Consider the following 17,523-nt stretch of genomic DNA (forward strand, 5'->3'; position numbering starts at 1 on the left):
ACCAATGCGAACCAGTCTCTACTAAAATGGCGACATGCGAGAACACCAAGGAAACCCTAGGTGAATTCCTAAATTACTGAATTTTATTGGTTTTGATCGAGCGAAGCTGGGCTAACGAAACGCTGCACTACTCGGAAATATCGCGTAGCTGGGGCAAAATCCCGCCTACTCGTTTTCAGCCGCCTCTGCCCCGGAAACTTCCAGGAGCGCGTCTACTGTTCCGCGTGCTTGCAGAAGGGTCTCACGGGCTTCGTGAAGTCCCGCCGCAATCTGCAACTCGGTTCGTGCGGACGACGAGAGCACCGTTGCAACCACCTCATCCGAATTTCGCAGAAGCTCGATCAAGTGCTCTCCAGCCGGCCCATGGAACCCAGCGATCCAATTCTTTGCAGTTCTTTCAGAAACTCCAGTCTACTTCATGACCGTCTTGATCGCCCGGTGCGAACCACCGAACTCTCGGTTCAAAGCGGCCGCAATTGCCGTTTGGTATTCTATTCGATTTATTCGTTTCCCGTCTCCATTTGGAAAAGTCTTGCCCATCTTAGGAAACATTTTTCCGGTCCTCCGCGTCTAAGGTTTGACTCAAAGGAATCACAGGCATGCCGCACACACGCGGCGCACCCTATCATCCGCAAACCCAAGGCAAGATCGAACGCTGGCATCAGACACTTAAGAACCGCTTCTTGTTGGAGAATTACTTCCTGCCCGGTGATCTCGAAGCACATGTCGCCGCCTTCGTCGGCCACTACAACCATCAGCGTTACCATGAGAGCTTGAGGAATCTGACACCCGCTGATGTCTACACAGGCCGCGGCCACACAATATTGCTAGTACGCGAAAGGACAAAAAGAAGAACCATGAAACTAAGGCGCTTGCGGCACGCTAAATCCGCTGCTTAATTGAAACCAGATGAGCAATGACACAACAAAGTCAAACAGTCATCTGTCTCAAATCACCTGATGATGGACAGGCAACTCAGCCATGTCAAATACCTTGTTTTGGCTGTGGCATTTGCCCGCGCAAATAAGTGGGCGGTGGCGCTTAGCCATGCCAAGCGTGCCCTAGCAATAATTAACCGTTCTAAGAATTCAACACTTGCTGAAATTCGTAACATTCCGGTGAAAGCAAATTCTGGATCACATATCACAGGTCGTGAAGCGTATTATTTCTGTGCGGTTGCAACTCGAATACTAGCAACAAATCAGAGACGATTAGACACGGCCATTAGGTACAGCGAGGATGCCAAATTGGCGCTTGTGAGAGACCACAAGGAAGGTACGGGAAATAAATCAAATGGGCTAAAGTTTTTTTGTGGAAGACCTCGCGATCGCACTCAACAGATATTACCTAGAAAGGAGCAAAGATGACAAAAATTTCCAAGACGAAAGGGTAATTGGCATTAGTGCAAGTTGTAGAAAACTTCTTGAAAAAGCAAAAGAAATCGATCCAAACGGCAATGACCTTGGAGCTCGTGCAAAACTAACTGAGCAGCGAGCAATTACGAGTAGTCATCTGGCGACGAGCTTGATCCAAGTAGCTGTAATCAATACTTTTCGAGATCTGAAGTTAGATGTGTATCGAATCGCGTCGCCTATCGATATTGAACTATTGAAATTTTCTGTGGAACTCCTCGATGAATTAACAACAGGAAAGAATAGCAATAAGCCGATAGTCATCGAGACTAGATTGATGAGAATGCATTCGGACGCTGGAAAACGAATTTTGTCTTTGAAGCTCGAGTCTTCGATTGCCAATTTTCCAGATATAGATGAGCTCTATGATGGTATCGGGGAGGCTGAACTTGAGGTTTTTGACCATTGGCGCTTCATCGCCCACGCGAAACGGCTTCGTCGCCCGCGCGGGGTTGTCGCCGCGCCAGTCCAGCGTGATCGCGAAATCCATTAACTGGATCAGCCGCTTGCGCAGATTGCTTGCCGCCGTTGGGGTCTCGGCCTTCTCTGCCAGGATCGTCTGAACATGCCGCCGCTGCATCAATTGCACGGGCTTGTCGCCATGCTTTTCCCGGAATTTCTCGACAATCCCGCGATAGACCTTCTGCGTGCTGGACGCGAGATCGCGGAACTCGGGAGAGTGAGCCTCCCCATTTGAATGGGTCCACCATTATGTTTAGGAAACGGAGGATCAGAGAATGAGGAGACTCAAAAGCCGAAGATTTCTATCCCGCGACTGTGTTTCATTCAGCTTTTAAACCACCAGCGTTGATAGGCGCGGGCACCATCCAATTCCCACGTTGCCCCGACCTGCTCCGCGTGACCCAACTTATCGCTATGCGCGTAAACGTAGTTTGTGAACATTGGCAGAATGGTACCGCCCTCGTCCCGCGCAATTTCGCACATTTCACGATACATTTCGGCGCGCAGCGTGTCGTCAAGCTCTGACTTGGCCTGGAGCAAGAGTTCATCGAACCGTTCATTGCTCCAGAAAGCCTCGCTCCAGGACCCGCCGGTCTTGTAGGCCAGTGTGAATATCGTGTCTGGTGTTGGCCGCACACCCCATTTCGAAAAGATGAACGGCTTTTTAAGCCAAACGTCGGTCCAATAGCCGTCGTTCGGTTCGCGGATCGGCTTTATGTTGATATTGGCAGCCTTGGCATGCTGGGAATACAAGGTGATGAAATCCACTGCTCCAGGCATGATCGAATCTGCGGCCGACATGTCCAGATCCAAGCTGTCCACTCCCGCTTCTTTCAGGTGCCACTTGGCCTTGTCCGGATCATAGGCGCGCTGCTGAATTCCTGCGGGGTAGTAGGGCATCGAAGGTGAGATATGAAAATCATTGCCGACAGAGGCGGTGCCAAACAGGATTTTTTCAATCAGATCTTCCCGGTCAATCGCCAGTTTTAGGGCCATGCGCACATTGTTGTCGTCAAAAGGCGCCTTGTTTACATGCATAGGAAGGGTCACGGCCGACCCCGAGGGCAGGTTTAGGATTTCGATGCCCGGGCGTTTTTGCAACAAGGACAACGTCTTCAGATCCACAGAGCTTACCGCATCAACATCGCCCGAAACGAGTGCTGTCTGCCGTGCGTTCGGATCATTGATCGCCAGCAGCTCGATTGCATTAAAATATGCGCCTTCGCCATGCCATCCCTCGTGTTTCGCCAGATTTGCGCCGACGCCCGGCTCAAAGCTGATCACGCGGTATGGCCCCGCACCGATACCACCTTTCCAGTCAGCATTTCCATCGCCGTCCGCAGGCACAATCGCCAGATGATAATCGGTCAGAATCCATGGCAGATCTGCCAATCCTGTATCCAGTTCGATGACCAGCGTGTGATCTCCGTCGGCGCGGACATCCACGACATTGGATAACAGAGACTTCGCGGCCGACGTTGAATCTTCTCCTAGATGATGCCGGATGGTTGCTACTGCATCTTTCGAGGTGAACTTGCGACCGTCATGGAATGTAGCATCCTTGTTCAACTCGAAAGTCCAGACCTTCGCGTCGGGTGAAGCACGCCAACTGTCAGCCATATCGGGGCCCAGGGTTGAATCCGGCATGACCTGCGTAAGATAGCTGCGTGACGCATGAGCAAGATGGATCATGAACACCGAAATGTATTGACCGGGATCATTGGTGTCTGTGGTGTTGGCATCATGGATCGCCACACGGAGCGTACCGCCCTGCGCGGGTGTCATTGCCGAAACTTTGGATGTCCAAAGCCCCGAAGCCGCCGAAGCGGTCAAGCCGGTCGCAGTGGCATGGCCCATAAAGGTGCGGCGCGAAATCCTTTGACCTCTTCCTGCTGCCAATAGACGACTTAAAGCTGTGCTATCTTTGTTGTCCTTCATTTTTCGTTTCTCCCTGTTGAAAATTGGAATCCCATCCATGCCGAAAATGAGCCGGATTCGCGCGACTTCGATTTTCTAATCCAATCGGACAAGAGCCGATGCTTTGGGGAAAATACGCGTGTGTCAGCGCACAAGCAGGAAGCAACTATTGGCGGCCAGATATCCCATAATCTGACAACAAACCTTGGCGCTTGGCGCCAGGTCGCTTCGCAAGTTGGATGCCCGGATCTCTTCAACCTCATTTGCTATTAAACTTGTGATCTTGTAACGTTAAACTTATTATTTTAACGTTACAATAAAAATATTAACCTTCGACAGCCCGTTATTCCTGTGGATAGAGTTCCGAGCGTTTTCTGATAGCCTGACGCAAGACTTAATGTCTCTTGCGTGCGAGATGAGCATAGTTACAGTTGAATACTCTTAAGCTGAACACAGTGAGAATATGGCCAAGAACAAGCGCACAACTGTGAAACAGGTCGCCGAACATGCGGGGGTTTCGCCGATGACGGTATCCAATTACGTCAATCGCAGGTTTGACTTGATGTCGGATAAGATGCGCGAGCGCGTCGGCAAATCAGTCTCGGAATTGAACTACCGCAGGAACTTCGGCGCTCACAGTTTGCGTACGTCACAAGCCTGGTCGATCGGAATTGTCGTGGTGGATCGCTCTGACCACTATTTGTCGGACGGATACACAACCCAGATCATCTCGGGGTTCAGCAACCGGCTCAATCAGAAGGGATATTCCGTACTTTTGCAGGGGATCACTCCCGAAGATTTTCACAGCTCGAACTTCCTTCAGAACTTGAGAACAGATGCCATCGCTGTCTTGCTGTCTGGATCCGACAAAGACCGTTTGGCGCAATTCGAGATCATTCAGAAGCTTGATCAGCCTACGCTGGTTTTTCTTGAGATACCTGGCGCCGGGAAACCGACCGTTTGCACCGTAAAACAGGATGAGACCGCGGGAGCGCGAGCGCTGGCCGAAAAGGTCCTGGAGAACGCAAAGCAGCACGTCGTCATTCTAACCAGTGGATTGAATGAATGGGCCGCCGTGAATGATCGTGTAGAAGGCATGTTTGCAACTTTGAAAAACGCTGGTGTGGAGAATGTGTGCGTCCTGAAATGTGGTGATTGCGGCGTCGAAGACGTTCAACAGGTCTTGAAAAACTATGTTGCCGCTTCCGGCCTGCCCGAAGCCGTGATGTGCATCAACGACACGATGGCATTGGCCGTTTTGGACTATTTCAAGCAGTCTTCGTTTTCGGTTCCTGAGGATGTCCGTGTGACAGGTTACAATGCCTTTGGACTTCACCTTCTGTCCTGGCCTCGACTGACCACCGTTCGCTCACCAGCTTACAAGATGGGAGAGATCGGGGCCGACGAATTGTTGCACTGCCTCGATCACGGGACGTTTACACAAACAACGATTACCTGTCCGATCGAATTGATTGACGGTGCGTCCGCGTAACGCGTTTCGCCGACTCTTGGGTCAGATGACCCATCGGGAATGTCGAAATCAGTTATAGCTTGCATTTCGCGTATTTTTTGTGATTGTAACGTTACAAAAAAAAGTATTCGACTGACATAAGGGAGCATTCTGGTGACTGACAAGGCTGTATCGGGTGCCCAGAATCTATTGATCAATTGTGTTGGTCTGGACAAGGGAGAGACGATCCTTCTTGTTTCAGAAGAATATGGGCTGGGATATTTTGACGACACTGTTCCGTTGGCCATTGCAGAAACCGCGCGACACATGGGCGCAACCGTTCTGACGATGTCGACCCCACGCGCGAATGGGCCCGACGATGTGCCGGAGGCATTGGGCGCGGCAATGCTCCATGTCGACCACACGGTATTCATGAACCGCATCGGTGATCAGATGAGGTTTCGTGAGTTACCCGGGCACGGCACGAAAACCATGATCTATACTCTGGACAATGTGATCTTGGGTTCGGACGCGGCTCTCTTCCCGCATCCCTTCATGAAGGAAATGGTTGGCCGGTTTAACAGTGAAATGGCGACACGCAAAAGATGGCGCGTGACCTGTCCAGCCGGTACGGATGTATCCGGGGACATGCCGGAAGTTTCGACCGTTTCCGATAAGGCCGACAGCAGTTTTTCCGTAAACCTGTTCCCGATCTGCGTACATCGGCCGGTACCGGCCAACTCGATGAACGGCCAGATTGTTCTGAACCGTTTCGTCACGGGAACCAACACGCATGCCTACTCCCCCGAGGTATTCCATCTGGAGAGTCCAATCACGGTAACGGTCGCGGACGGTCATGCGGTGGATCTGCAGGGCGACCCCGAGGTTGTTGATGCCTTCCGCGCACATTCAAAAATGGTGGCAGAGCTATTCGACCTTGATGAGACGCAAATTCATTCCTGGCATGCAGGATTGAACCCCGGGACAATCTACAACGGTAAGGCGGTTGATGATCCGGTGCGCTGGAATGGAATGATTTTCGGCAGCCCACGCCATCTGCACTTCCACACCTGCGGCGATTATCCTCCCGGTGAGATCAATTGGCATGTGATCGACCCGACTGTCAGCTTCGATGGCGAAGAATTTATCCGCGATGGTGAGGTCAGGATGTTCCTGTCCGACGAAACGGCGGATGTAAGAACCCGTTTCAACATCACCAAAACGCAATTGCGAACAAACCAGAGCATCGGTTTGTGAATAACCGACACACTGAATGGATACCCAACATGGCGGATGATGTTTGCTGGATCAAAACCGAAAATACCCTTGACGATGCGCTGACGCCCGAAATGAAGGCGATGATCTGTCGTGAAGATGGGACGTTGCATCGACTGTATCAATCATTGCTGGCCTGGCCAGCACCGATGCTGTCTGCCGATCAGTTTTACCGAGCGGTTTTGCATTCAGACGATAGCCCGCTCGGCCTTTATAAAAGTGAATTCATTGCAACTTATGTCGCGATCCTGGCCGAATGCACCTACGCCCATGCGCATCATGGCGAAAATTTTCTGAATACGGCCGCCACCCGGGAGGCCGGCAGGGACATTCTCAGTGCCCTTGAACGTGGTGATCTGGCATCGGACGCAATCGACCCCGACATGCGGGCTATGGCCATCTACACCAGGAAACTAAGCCTGAACCCGGCTGACATGACCGAAGCGGATATCGACCAGCTGAGGCAGGCCGGGTTGACCGAAGCGCAAATCGTCCAGACCAATCAGGTTGCGGCGAGTTTCGGCTATTGGGTCAGGATGATCAACGGTTTGGGAATTCAGCTCGGAGGTGAGAGCATCGGCATCAAACCCGATAGTCTGAAGCAGATCGTAAACCACCAAACAGCGCATTCGCGTTGATGGATCCGCCGATGAACACAGACAGCACAGGTTTAAAATATGAGCGCCATTGACCAGGAAAAGACAACGCGCCGTGGGCGCCGGGAAAGCTCTCGCAAGGCCCGCATCAGCCGGAAGGCTGATATGTCGGGCATTGCCAAACTGAAAGAGCAGACCCATCGGCTGACCCTTTTGAACAAGACAGACGCAAGTGCCGTGCATGAGGCTGTGTTAAAGATCCTGTGGGATTTTGGTGTGCAGGTGGAACACGCTGGCGCCCGGTCGATGCTGCTCAAAGAGCAGGGCTGTCGAGAAGCTGCCAATGGATATATCCAGATGTCGCCCGACCTGGTGCACCGGGCTCTTTCAACTGTTCCGGGATGCGTGAAGCTTTATGACCTGAACGGGAACCTGAGCGTTGATACAAGCTCCAGGCTGTCGTCCTATGCTCCGGGGCACAATTGCGTGCGTGTTCTTGACCACGTTACCCGTGAATTGCGGCCGTGCCAGTTGGACGACATACGCAATACGGCGATTGTCTGCGAAAAACTGCCCAACATTGCGATGTCGTGCTCTCTTGGGTACCCAAGTGATGTTCCGGCCGAGGATGAAGCGCTTGAAACCGCGAAGGTACTTTTGGAACATTGTTCCAAACCAGCGGTTATCCTGGCGCATGATGATGAAATCCAGGGCCGGATATTTGACCACCTGAAAACGCTGGCGGGTGGCGCGGGCAATCTTGCCGACAAGCCGATCGCACTCGAGCTGATGGGCCCCATTTCGCCCCTGAAGCTGCCAGAAGACTTTTGCCAGCGCATCATTAACGGCGCCCGAGCCCGCGTGCCAATCGTCTGTTATCCGGCCACCTTTCCCGGCATGTCGAGCCCGATCAGCGTGGCAGGTGCCATCGCGCAATCCTCGGCAGAGGCCATCGCCGGTATTGTCGTTCATCAGTTGGCCGAACCGGGCGCACCGGTCATCAGCGGCTCGGCTGTATTGCCAATGGACATGCGACAAGCGGACCTGGCTTACGGATCACCAGAATACATGCTGAACGGTCTGGGCGCTGCAGACTATTTTAACTCGGTAGGCATTCCATCCTGGATCGGTGCAGGTTGCAGCGACTCGCATGACTTTGACGCCCAGGCCGCATCAGAAGCCGGAGCGAACATGGCAATTGCGGCACTGGCCAGTACGCCTTTTGTACACAATCTGGGCTACTTGTCAGGAGGGCGCACCGGCTCTCTCGAGATGCTGGTATTGTGCGATGAACTGGTCGGCTGGACCAATCAGATGGCGGGAGGATGTGTGGTGGACGCAGATGCGATCGCTGTCGAAGTCGTGAAGCGTGCGGCGTTGGACAATTCTTACCTGACGGATCAACACACCCAGGACCGATATTTGAGTGAGAACTGGTTCCCTACACTACTTGAACGTTCGGATGCGGATGCCTGGCTTGATCGTGGCAGCCCAGATATGCGAGCAAGGATCGGTCACAAATTATCAGAAATGTTGAGATAAAAAGGTGAGTAGGTGCTCGATATTCGATGCATCTCTCGAAACCGCCAGCACATACACAACGCAGATGATTACGCGCTTCGGCAGATTCTGAGTGGATAACCCGGAAGGTTGCCATGTGTGTTAATGTCCGGTGGATATCATTCGGGCGCGATGCAGCATTTAGCAGTTTGGGCTCAAACCAGCCCGATGCATCCGTGGCATTGCCAAATCAAAATGTAATCGGACAACGGCCATTCAAACCACTAGTAGATTGAGGCGTCAACGGGGCGCTGATGTCTGGGTCTGGCGGGAGGATTGGAGGGCAAACCATGCCGAGAGTCCAACTTCCCGCGGTCACCCCGAAACGCCGAGCTTCGAACACGGGGCGGATCGTCGGTCAGAAACGACCGCTGCTTCCGAAGCAGGTATGGGCGATCCGTGCACGTCTCAAACTTGCAGGCAGTTTGCGCGATCTGGCAAAACTCGCTGTAACCGATCTGGCCAAAGATGATCGCGTTCGTGAACGGGTTTCGGTGATCCAGAGCAAAACCGGGCGACCGGTTCAGTTCGAACTCAATGAAAATACACGCGATACCATTTTCGCATGGATTAAGTCGCCGGAGATGATCGGCTGCCGCTTCATGTTTCCCATTCGTTTCCATGACCGCCCCCATATCTCTACGCGCCAATATGGCCGACTCGTACGAGACTTAGTCACGTCGATTGGCTTGGACCCAAGCGGATACGGCACCCATTCTCTTCGCCGCACAAAAGCGGCAGAGATCTAACGCAAGACTGGAAATCTCAGGGCAGTTCAGCTCCTGCTTGGACACACGAAAGTCGATAGTACTGTGCGCTACCTTGGCGTCGAGTTGGAAGATGCGCTGAGCATGGCAGAACGGATGACATCCGAACCACTTTGGCAGGCGGCTCTTGCAGTTCGCCAATCAAATCCAGAGCTACTGTCTTATCGCAGAAGAGGGTCAGATCACCCCAATACAACGAAAGCTGCGCAATGTATGAACCACCGATAACTGCACAAAGCTGAGTTTTCTCAGGTAGAAAGTCAAGAAATTCAATTGCATTCTGAGGAAACTCAGCGTTTGCTGGGCGAGCCAAAAGTTGGTGGAATGCCATCTCGCCAAACCTTGCTTCCCTTGCAACGACGGCAAATTCTATCTCCGAACCCTGCGCTGTCAAAAACTTGGCGGCATCTCAAACAAGTGCGGCCTTTGGGGACATCATTGATTGACTGCACCGTCAAATTTATTTCCTGAGGATGTTTGGTCAATTTTTCCTCCATTCGAGCTAAACCAAGGCTAATTCAGAGCGATTGCGCTTCGCGAGATCAGGTATGGGTGAAGCCCCCGAATGGCGCATTATCTTCTCTATGCCTGGTGCGCTCATGCTCCGCATCAGAGCACTGTAGTTCAGTTGAAAGCTGACTTCGCTTCCGACCTGTAGTCGGTGGTCGTTCGTTTCCACCACTAGGTGATCGCTGGTTGCGCCAACTGGGGCGACGCCTGGTGGAAACACCAGACCAGAAATATCAATATCCTGATGTCCAATTGCGAGTATCGAACGCTTCTTGTCGCAACAATCAGGCAGGATCCGTAACCTTAAGGAGGCCGTTTCAACGATTGGCGCAGTCGGTGGCTCTGGTTTGGATTTGGTTTCAATCACTTCAGCAATGAGCGTGAATGCATCGCGATACAGTCCTCCGATTTGTTGACCTGAAATTGGGTCAACACCGAGCAAGATCGCCTCGCCCAATCTCAGATCGTTGATACGACCGGGTTTTTGAGAGCTCATGGCCCATGGCAAGTTCACGGAGTTGCCGCCGGAAACCGTTTCAATAAATGGACCGCATGCGCCTTCGATGTCATTTGCCAACATCGAAAAACCCGCCATCGTTTTATCATCCGGGACCGTACCGTTGAGGCAAGCGTAGTTTGCGCCGATACCCTTCAGAGCGACGCCGGGCATTTTTATGACCTCCCGCGCTATCGTATCAAGGTCGCCCGGGGCAATACCGTCGCGCATATCCCCCATTTCTACCATCAGAATGATGCCGTGAACCTTGTTTCGGCGCCGCGCTGCTTCTGCCAAAGATGTGATCACTGCAATCTCGGTATTGTAACTGGCGTCGCAGTGCTTCGTGATCCGGTCTATCTGGCTTAGCATCGGTGTGCGGAGCATCGAAATCGGGCACGTAATACCCGCTCTGCGCATCTGTTCGACATTCGCGATGCGCGTATCCGCCAATCCGACCACACCACCTTGCAGCATCGCATTCGCGATTTCAGGATAGCCGCAAACGCCCTTGGTTACACCGGTCACACCGATACCCCGAGGCCTCAGTCTGTTGACCAGGCACTGAGCATTCAGCTGGATTTTCTCCAGATCTACGTCGATGCGCGGTGCTGTCATTCTGCGGCCACGGCAGGATTTTTTTGTAGATGGGGATAAGACTTCAGAACGATGGCAACCAATTCATCCACAGGCTGGCTCAAGGCATCTGTGACCGGCAGACCAAGTTTCGTCGTATGCTCGTTGATCGCCACCCGGATTTCATCAGCCTGCATGCCTTCGTGATTGAGAGTGCAACCAATCACCTTGGTATCCGAGAACGCTTCGATAAGGGCTATTTCATCTACCGGATCGGGCATCGGCATATTGGGGAAATCACAGCGATGGGCCCGTCGTGGGGCATGCTGGAGAATAACCGCATGGGGCTGACTGCCGCGCAAAATGAAGGCGGAAGTGCAGAAGGCCGGATGGCTCAACGCTCCCTGGCCTTCGATCAAAATGACTTCGGGCTGTTCAGCGACCGACGCCTCGACAATCGTCCGCTCAAGCTCTCCACAACAAAACTGGGGCGGCACCGCGTCCATCGCAACACCAAATCTTGCGCCTTGCATCAGACCGGTCTGACCCGTGCCGACGAGTACCGTCTTGATGCCTTTCTCATTCAGCGCTCGGGCAAGCACCGTGGCAGTCGTGCGTTTACCGATTGCGCAATCGGTTCCCAGAACCGTGATCCGTAACGCCTTCACGCCAGCGATACTGCCGTCAAACAGGCGCATGTCTTTGCTCGGGCGCGGTTTGCGGATGTCCCTAATAGTGACCCCTCGCGCTCTGGCAGCGGCGGCGATCTCTGGATCATCGCTGAGATATTCGTGCAATCCGCAGACGATGTTCATGCCTAATTCGATCGCCTCCAGAACGATACCTCGATCTTTCGGCGATAGCCTTCCGGTTGAGGGGGCCATACCGTAGATAAAGGCGTCGGTAATGGATGCCTGATGCTCGACAGCCGCCTCAAGATCACAAAATACAGGAATGAAATTGATGATACCGTCAAGGACCTGCCCGCTATCCAGTCCTTTGTGTTCGCTGTCGATAACCGACACGATGCGGTATGCCTGTGAATGTCGGATAAGCCCGTTGGCGGTTTTGCCATCGGTGTTTCCGAAGTTCCCTTCGCAATAGACGATGGCGGTTGGTGCCTCTGAGATAAAGTTTTTGGATGGGATCGTTGAATTTCCAGCCTCTGCGGATGGCGGGGCTTGCGCCCCTCTAGAATTTCGTTTTTTTGAATCTGAGATTCTGAGCTCGATGTCCATATTTCTTCCTTTTGATTGAATTGCACGCGCACCGAACCCCATTCCCGAGAGACCTGGCGTGGCGTATTGGGTAATTGTGCCCAGCGTGTCAGTTATTCAGACGACAAAGGCCCTTTGAACGCCGGAAGTTTTTGTTGCACGACCATCGATTGCCAGACCGGTCGAGATGCGCGTTCTCAGGAAGGATTATTTCAGCGCAGTTTTCAGAAACCGCCTCATATCCGCGGTCGCATTTCCAACCTGAGCCATAGCTCACGTCATAGAAGTAAGCGTTTTGGGGTATGATAACGGCTTCACATTTGCGGTCTGCCTCAATGTACCCGCGCTCACAGGTCCAGGGCGCGCCGTAACCTTTTGAATTCAGATAGGCGTTTTCTGGCACGACGACGGCAACGCATTCATTTCCGTTGGCCTCATAGCCCCGATCACAATCCCAGTCTGAGCCGTAGGTATCTTCTGACAGATAGGAGTGATCCGGCAGCTCAATTTCTTCGCAGGTCTTGCCAACTTTGCGGAAACCGCGCAGGCATTTCCACTGCTGCCCGGATGCATCAAGATACCCACCGGAAGGAACAGCGACTTCCACACAGGTGCCCCCATTAACTTCCTGAAAGCCGTGATGGCATTCCCATCCCGCGCCGTAGGTTTGGTTTGTGGGAAAAGCGTTTTGCGGCACAATAACGGCGACACATTGATCCCCTGCCAGTCGATATGAGAGATCGCATTCCCATCCCTCACCATAGCTTTTGGCATGCGCATTGCCTGGGATCGATCCAGTCCCCGATTGCGAATAAGACGGCACTGTAAATGCCAGCAGAGCGCAAATTGTGCCTGCAAAAAGCATCGCCATACCTTTATTGCCGAAAGGCGTGGGCAGCATGCGGATAGCCTGCCCTGATGCAAAATTGCTTGCCACCCTTTCTGGTTTACGACGCATCAAGTTCAAGCCCGTCTATGCATGCTTCCGCCAGTGCACGGTTCGGCGTATCTGTGCCAGGTGGTGTCGCCCAGCCCGTTTTCATGATCTCGTTGCGCCGGTTGTACCCTTTTGCCTCGCGGATGGTCGCCAGTTTTGCAACCCGCTGCGGATCCGAAGCGGACATTCCCAGGCAAACGGGCACCATGGCCTGCGCTACCTCGTCGTTGGCATGCATTTTCGCCATCTTGTCGGCATTACCGCCGGTCATCCATCCGCCGAAGTTAAAGCCAATGATAGATACGGCAACTGCGCCTATGATGGCGCCATAGATGCCGGGTTTGGTCCATTCTGGAAAAGTCACTTATTTACCTCCTGCGGAGAAAGCGCCGCTTCGCTGTTGTTTTGTTGGTTTATGCGGGACTGGTCTTGGGAAAGAGCCAAATCCAGGTCGTGCTGATCTACCGGTCGCAATTCGGTCCGGCCCGTGACATCGGCCCGCTCGATCCGTATATGCGTGGCGGTCCGGCGATATGCCGCGAAGCTAAGGTTTGTAAGAAGTTCGTCTTCCGCGAATATTTTGTAGGTGCTCGCGGGAAATTCATTGGAGTAACCAGGCAATAGGAATGGATAAACAAAGGTCACGGTCGACGTGGTCGTGCGCGAGGTCACAGGCAACCCTTCCATATTTCGAAAACCCGCAAGGGGCACGACTTTTCAATTTTTGTGATAGCGGATTGCAGCTAAACGTGCGGGCTGTGTCCCAAGCCTGTACAGAAAGGCAACTTTGTAGTTATTAACCTAGTCACTCGGTCTGCCGTTTTCAATCAACATGAACCGAAACGCTTAAAACGACTGCCGTAACCGCCTCACTCCACGCTAATCAATCACCGCCCAACAAAAAATTCACCGTGTCGAGGTAATGAAAAAATCATTGACCACTAGTTTTTCCGACCGAAGTCGGCATCCTTCGGAGATAACTGGGGGCAGATTAAGCAATATGTATCGATGAGGTTATGTCTCCAGCTGATTGTAGAAATCCTGCGGAACGGGTCATGTGTCCGGTTAGAAGTTATAGCGCTCTGCTCTGTTTGATATACTTGATTTGGTTTCCAGTGCCGATCCTGATGGCCAAACCGATCCGTCGCAGATGTGCCAGGTCATCGCGAATATTGCCGGGTGTCATGTCGGGAAACAATTCGCTGATGTCCGATCGACCTAAGGGATTGTCGGATAGAATGTCAGCCATGCACTGACGTCGCGCCTCGATTTCAGGGCTCTTTTTCGGGCTCGGATACCTCTGAGGCGGCATCTTATCTAATCCGTTGCTCGCAACTGATTCAAGAATTCGAATCCCAATCATCATTTCATTCTGCGAAGCGAGTCCGGGGAGCTTGAATGCATTTTTTATCAGAGTCCGGGTTTCGGTTGCGGTCATAGTTGAAACTTCTGAAAATGGCTTCAATTTCTGTCTCCTCCGGTCAACTCCGCATCAAGTAATTCATGGCGACCCAACTGCTGCTAGGTGTTCGCCAGGTCGCCAAAGAATTTTTTTGATGGTTGTTTTGTTGATGCCTTACGTTCAGCCGATACTCAAAATTCTATCGAACGCGAACCGGCCCTTCAGAGTAATATGGTATGTCGTACCCGTATTCGGCAAAGCGGTAACTCGCTCAACCAAGCCCAGAGATACCAAGTTTTCAGCATGGAGCGTCGCGCGGTTGTCAGCCTCATCGGTCACCAAAGGAAATGTATGGGACCCCGCGTTTATCAGCAGTTGCAGCAATGCTATATCGGCTGAAGACAAGTTATTGTCCATCGCGGCCACGTTCACCCATCCGGTTAACTCCATAAGGCGCCTGAGCCGTTGGTCTCTAGCTTTTGCCTTGCTGATCCTTGGGTTTTTCTTTGCCCTTTGAGTCAGCCAAGGGGGTTTCCTCGTTTTTAGCGTCTTCTGCAGTTTTCTTTATTTCAGCTTCTTTGGAGAATAAGTCGTTGAATGACATCGATACATTCCTTTTTGATGGGGTTTTGTCAGCTAAGTCAGGGTCGAATTATTAGGAAAACTACACCTGTCGTTGCCAAAGCGATTGCCGCGATAATGGCGATCCGGAACTTGTTACTCGGTGATTGAAAAGACGAATGGTCTGATTTCAAACGCCGCCCCAATTTTTCATTGAGTGTGCCTTTTTCCAATTTGGCCGGCCTTTCTTTGCAGAGATTTACCCGGGCTGCGAAACTGGGGTATGACAACATGCTGATTTCTGCGCCCTGGCGGGAACAGAAAATATGCTACAAGTTTCGAAAGGCCGTGGTTACCCGACATCGGCAGCACCGCGAGAACGGTTTTCTTAACCACAAGCTATCGCTATACCCAACACATCGCGAAGTCAAAGCTCAAACGAATAACTGGTCGAGCCCTCTTGAAGAAGGGTCGCGGAGTAGAACAACGTCTGTTGCTTGGGGTGATTGCGAAGGCTAGGCTCGTCTTTATGAAACATATTCCCAAAAAAACTACAGATGATGCTCTTATTCAGGAATTTCTGAGCAAGGGCGGCAAAGTAAACATCGGCAAGACCAAACCGATGCCAAGCGAGATGGGTCTGAGCAATAATGTTTGGAATAACAAGCTGACCAAAGAAGAGAAATCTGCTCGCGATAAGAAGTAAATCCGTCCGGCTTTTGTCCATGCAAAATGGGAAAATAGCCCGAACAGTTTGCCTGAATTCTTAGGAAAGCAGCGGACCGCGGCACTGCAACGGAAGCCATCTTCAGTCCGCGAAGTGATGGTTCACCTCGTCACCCAAGGTCCTTTTCGCTACGGACGCGAAGCGAAGCGAAGAATGCGGTTACTGCCGCGCGTGCGGCGAACTAACACTTTGTCCGCGAGCGACTTCCGAGAACATGCCAGAAAATCACCTGCGAACAGCAGCCGGTACTACATTCGGGCCGAACCTACTAACGTATCGAAGATCGGCTATTAACGCTCGAAAGTTGCCAACTCTCCTATGCCTTGCTCAGGTGCTTCGCCGCCCGTAAGCTATGATTGACGACTGATAAAACCTGCATTGCGGTAACCAATAACATCAAATGACTGCCCCGTCTGATCCTAATCATCCCGTTCCACCTTCAAACCATGAGCCGCGGCGGCTTCAACTTTGGTTTCTTGGCATCATTGCATTTGCTGTCATTCTTTTTCTTTTGGTGCAGGCCAAATTCCTTCTGATTTCGCTAGCCATCGCGATCATGCTTTTTTCGCTGACCTCGGACGCAATTAGCTACATCCAAACTTTCCGATTTGGCGGTGCAAAAATCTCAGTTTGGTTTGCTTCGACGCTGGCAGTGATCACAATTGCCACGGTTTTGATCTTGGTTTCCGCGATCATCCTTACGCAAGCAAACACCGCCGTGTTTACAATCCTGCAATATACCGATCCTGCTCAAAGGGCAGTTGCCGAACTGTTTAGCTGGATGGGGGAAGATGTTGAATTAGCTGTTCTTGATTGGTTGAAAGGTGTTCGGCTGGAACCTTGGTTAACCGCAATGGCGGGACAGGCGGGCAACATTGCATCAGGCGCAGTACTTGTAACGCTTTTCGTGGGATTTCTGTTTCTTGAACGATTGTGGTTTTCGACGAAGCTAAACAGCCTGATGGGAGGCGCCGACCGCGCGGCACGTGTGGAGGTAATTATTTCTTCCATCATGCACCGATTGAACCGCTATTTACTGGTCAAAACTATCATAAGTTCTATTACAGGGATGCTTGTTTATGCGGTGATGAGAACTTTTGGGCTCGAACTTGCATTCGCTATGGGGGTTCTTACCTTCGTCTTGAACTTCATTCCTAATATTGGCTCAATCGTCGCAACTATCGTTGTCGCACTTGTGGCGTACGTGCAGACTGGTGACAACGTAACCGGCTTGGCGGTGCTGTCCATCGTCGCCACGATTCAGTTTGTTGTCGGACAAGTACTTGATCCTCTGTTTCTTGGCACGGCGTTGCGACTTTCATCTTTTGGAATCATCACATCGCTGGCCTTTTGGGCCGCCGTCTGGGGTGTTCCGGGCATGTTCCTGGCAGTCCCCATTATGGTTTCGATTATGATTGTTTGCTCTCACATCAAGGCACTTCGCCCGATCGCCATAATCCTTTCTCGGGAAGGATTGCCCGACCCTGATAGCTTTCACGAAACAACTCGACCTGATGACGACGATCGTAAAAGTGCCTGAAAGCGGATTGATTTTGCGTAAATTGGATCACGGTAAATGACGGTTTCATCTCGTTGAGCAATCGACCGTAAATAAAATTGTTGCGCTGTGTGTTAACGGGCCGCAATTTCCAATCGTT

17 protein-coding genes and 2 pseudogenes are annotated in these 17,523 nt (G+C 52.0%); 10 read left to right on the forward strand and 9 right to left on the reverse strand.

Going from position 1 to position 17,523, the window contains the following annotated elements; all coding sequences use genetic code 11:
• Positions 1 to 165: 165 nt before the first annotated feature.
• Positions 166 to 345 (reverse strand): hypothetical protein, encoded by a 180-nt coding sequence (locus LC334_RS12155; protein WP_085801058.1) that lies wholly within the window; start codon positions 343 to 345, stop codon positions 166 to 168.
• Positions 346 to 596: 251 nt separating this feature from the next.
• Between LC334_RS12155 and LC334_RS12160 the strand changes: the two are divergent.
• The 3 genes and pseudogenes from LC334_RS12160 to LC334_RS12170 form a co-directional block, all read left to right on the forward strand.
• Positions 597 to 899, forward strand: a pseudogene (locus LC334_RS12160) (integrase core domain-containing protein); the annotation flags it as partial.
• 63 nt (positions 900 to 962) lie between these two features.
• Positions 963 to 1,367, forward strand: a complete 405-nt coding sequence (locus LC334_RS12165) for a hypothetical protein (protein ID WP_223412965.1) — start codon at positions 963 to 965, stop codon at positions 1,365 to 1,367.
• Entirely contained in the window at positions 1,312 to 1,905 is a 594-nt protein-coding gene (locus LC334_RS12170; RefSeq protein ID WP_139836427.1) for a hypothetical protein, read from the forward strand. Before LC334_RS12165 ends, LC334_RS12170 begins: the two co-directional genes overlap by 56 nt.
• A gap of 293 nt (positions 1,906 to 2,198) precedes the next feature.
• Here LC334_RS12170 and LC334_RS12175 read toward each other — a convergent pair whose 3' ends face one another.
• Positions 2,199 to 3,851: an ABC transporter substrate-binding protein gene (locus LC334_RS12175; protein WP_377151088.1), complete on the reverse strand. Its 1,653-nt coding sequence runs from the start codon at positions 3,849 to 3,851 to the stop codon at positions 2,199 to 2,201.
• 403 nt (positions 3,852 to 4,254) lie between these two features.
• Between LC334_RS12175 and LC334_RS12180 the strand changes: the two genes are divergently transcribed.
• The 5 genes and pseudogenes from LC334_RS12180 to LC334_RS12200 all read left to right on the forward strand — a co-directional run.
• A complete protein-coding gene (locus tag LC334_RS12180) occupies positions 4,255 to 5,283 on the forward strand; it encodes a LacI family DNA-binding transcriptional regulator (protein ID WP_085801056.1) in 1,029 nt (342 codons plus the stop codon).
• Positions 5,284 to 5,415: 132 nt separating this feature from the next.
• Positions 5,416 to 6,498, forward strand: coding sequence for a hypothetical protein (locus LC334_RS12185; protein WP_085801055.1), 1,083 nt, complete (start codon positions 5,416 to 5,418; stop codon positions 6,496 to 6,498).
• Between the two features lie 29 nt (positions 6,499 to 6,527).
• Complete coding sequence (locus LC334_RS12190; protein WP_085801054.1) at positions 6,528 to 7,154, forward strand: carboxymuconolactone decarboxylase family protein; 627 nt, start codon at positions 6,528 to 6,530, stop codon at positions 7,152 to 7,154.
• Positions 7,155 to 7,193: 39 nt separating this feature from the next.
• Entirely contained in the window at positions 7,194 to 8,654 is a 1,461-nt protein-coding gene (locus tag LC334_RS12195; protein ID WP_085801053.1) for a trimethylamine methyltransferase family protein, read from the forward strand.
• Between the two features lie 308 nt (positions 8,655 to 8,962).
• Positions 8,963 to 9,538, forward strand: a pseudogene (locus tag LC334_RS12200) (tyrosine-type recombinase/integrase); the annotation flags it as partial.
• Between the two features lie 403 nt (positions 9,539 to 9,941).
• Here LC334_RS12200 and LC334_RS12205 read toward each other — a convergent pair.
• The 7 genes from LC334_RS12205 to LC334_RS23055 all read right to left on the reverse strand — a co-directional run bounded on the left by LC334_RS12205 (position 9,942) and on the right by LC334_RS23055 (position 15,181).
• Positions 9,942 to 11,063 (reverse strand): alanine/ornithine racemase family PLP-dependent enzyme, encoded by a 1,122-nt coding sequence (locus LC334_RS12205; protein ID WP_085801052.1) that lies wholly within the window; start codon positions 11,061 to 11,063, stop codon positions 9,942 to 9,944.
• Positions 11,060 to 12,301 carry a DUF1611 domain-containing protein gene (locus LC334_RS12210; RefSeq protein WP_223412966.1) on the reverse strand — a complete coding sequence of 414 codons (1,242 nt, stop codon included), beginning with the start codon at positions 12,299 to 12,301 and terminating at the stop codon, positions 11,060 to 11,062. The genes LC334_RS12205 and LC334_RS12210 overlap by 4 nt, the downstream gene beginning before the upstream one ends.
• 46 nt (positions 12,302 to 12,347) lie before the next feature.
• Positions 12,348 to 13,139, reverse strand: a complete 792-nt coding sequence (locus LC334_RS12215; RefSeq protein ID WP_223412967.1) for a hypothetical protein — start codon at positions 13,137 to 13,139, stop codon at positions 12,348 to 12,350.
• 46 nt (positions 13,140 to 13,185) lie between these two features.
• On the reverse strand, positions 13,186 to 13,539 hold the full coding sequence (locus LC334_RS12220; RefSeq protein ID WP_085801050.1) for a hypothetical protein: 354 nt from the start codon (positions 13,537 to 13,539) through the stop codon (positions 13,186 to 13,188).
• Entirely contained in the window at positions 13,536 to 13,847 is a 312-nt protein-coding gene (locus LC334_RS12225) for a hypothetical protein (RefSeq protein WP_223412968.1), read from the reverse strand. The genes LC334_RS12220 and LC334_RS12225 overlap by 4 nt, the downstream gene beginning before the upstream one ends.
• 400 nt (positions 13,848 to 14,247) lie before the next feature.
• Positions 14,248 to 14,640 (reverse strand): hypothetical protein, encoded by a 393-nt coding sequence (locus tag LC334_RS12230; protein WP_139836426.1) that lies wholly within the window; start codon positions 14,638 to 14,640, stop codon positions 14,248 to 14,250.
• A gap of 409 nt (positions 14,641 to 15,049) precedes the next feature.
• A complete protein-coding gene (locus LC334_RS23055; RefSeq protein WP_263286442.1) occupies positions 15,050 to 15,181 on the reverse strand; it encodes a hypothetical protein in 132 nt (43 codons plus the stop codon).
• A 417-nt stretch (positions 15,182 to 15,598) separates the two neighbouring features.
• Here LC334_RS23055 and LC334_RS12235 point away from each other — a divergent pair, with 417 nt between their 5' ends.
• A complete protein-coding gene (locus tag LC334_RS12235; RefSeq protein ID WP_223412977.1) occupies positions 15,599 to 15,844 on the forward strand; it encodes a hypothetical protein in 246 nt (81 codons plus the stop codon).
• Positions 15,845 to 16,265: 421 nt separating this feature from the next.
• Positions 16,266 to 17,405 (forward strand): AI-2E family transporter, encoded by a 1,140-nt coding sequence (locus tag LC334_RS12240; protein ID WP_085801046.1) that lies wholly within the window; start codon positions 16,266 to 16,268, stop codon positions 17,403 to 17,405.
• Positions 17,406 to 17,523 lie beyond the last annotated feature (118 nt).

The sequence above is a fragment of the Roseovarius aestuarii genome, assembly GCF_019966515.1.
Lineage (GTDB): Bacteria > Pseudomonadota > Alphaproteobacteria > Rhodobacterales > Rhodobacteraceae > Roseovarius > Roseovarius aestuarii.

Excerpts from the sequence above, each read along its gene's own strand:
- LC334_RS12190 (WP_085801054.1), top strand. The coding sequence starts at position 6,528 with ATGGCGGATGATGTTTGCTGGATCAAAACCGAAAATACCCTTGACGAT.
- LC334_RS12215 (WP_223412967.1), bottom strand. The coding sequence starts at position 13,139 with ATGCTGCCCACGCCTTTCGGCAATAAAGGTATGGCGATGCTTTTTGCA.
- LC334_RS12195 (WP_085801053.1), top strand. The coding sequence starts at position 7,194 with ATGAGCGCCATTGACCAGGAAAAGACAACGCGCCGTGGGCGCCGGGAA.
- LC334_RS12205 (WP_085801052.1), bottom strand. The coding sequence starts at position 11,063 with ATGACAGCACCGCGCATCGACGTAGATCTGGAGAAAATCCAGCTGAAT.
- LC334_RS12210 (WP_223412966.1), bottom strand. The coding sequence starts at position 12,301 with ATGGGGTTCGGTGCGCGTGCAATTCAATCAAAAGGAAGAAATATGGAC.
- LC334_RS12180 (WP_085801056.1), top strand. The coding sequence starts at position 4,255 with ATGGCCAAGAACAAGCGCACAACTGTGAAACAGGTCGCCGAACATGCG.
- LC334_RS12240 (WP_085801046.1), top strand. The coding sequence starts at position 16,266 with ATGACTGCCCCGTCTGATCCTAATCATCCCGTTCCACCTTCAAACCAT.
- LC334_RS12165 (WP_223412965.1), top strand. The coding sequence starts at position 963 with ATGGACAGGCAACTCAGCCATGTCAAATACCTTGTTTTGGCTGTGGCA.
- LC334_RS23055 (WP_263286442.1), bottom strand. The coding sequence starts at position 15,181 with ATGTCATTCAACGACTTATTCTCCAAAGAAGCTGAAATAAAGAAAACT.
- LC334_RS12175 (WP_377151088.1), bottom strand. The coding sequence starts at position 3,851 with ATGGATGGGATTCCAATTTTCAACAGGGAGAAACGAAAAATGAAGGAC.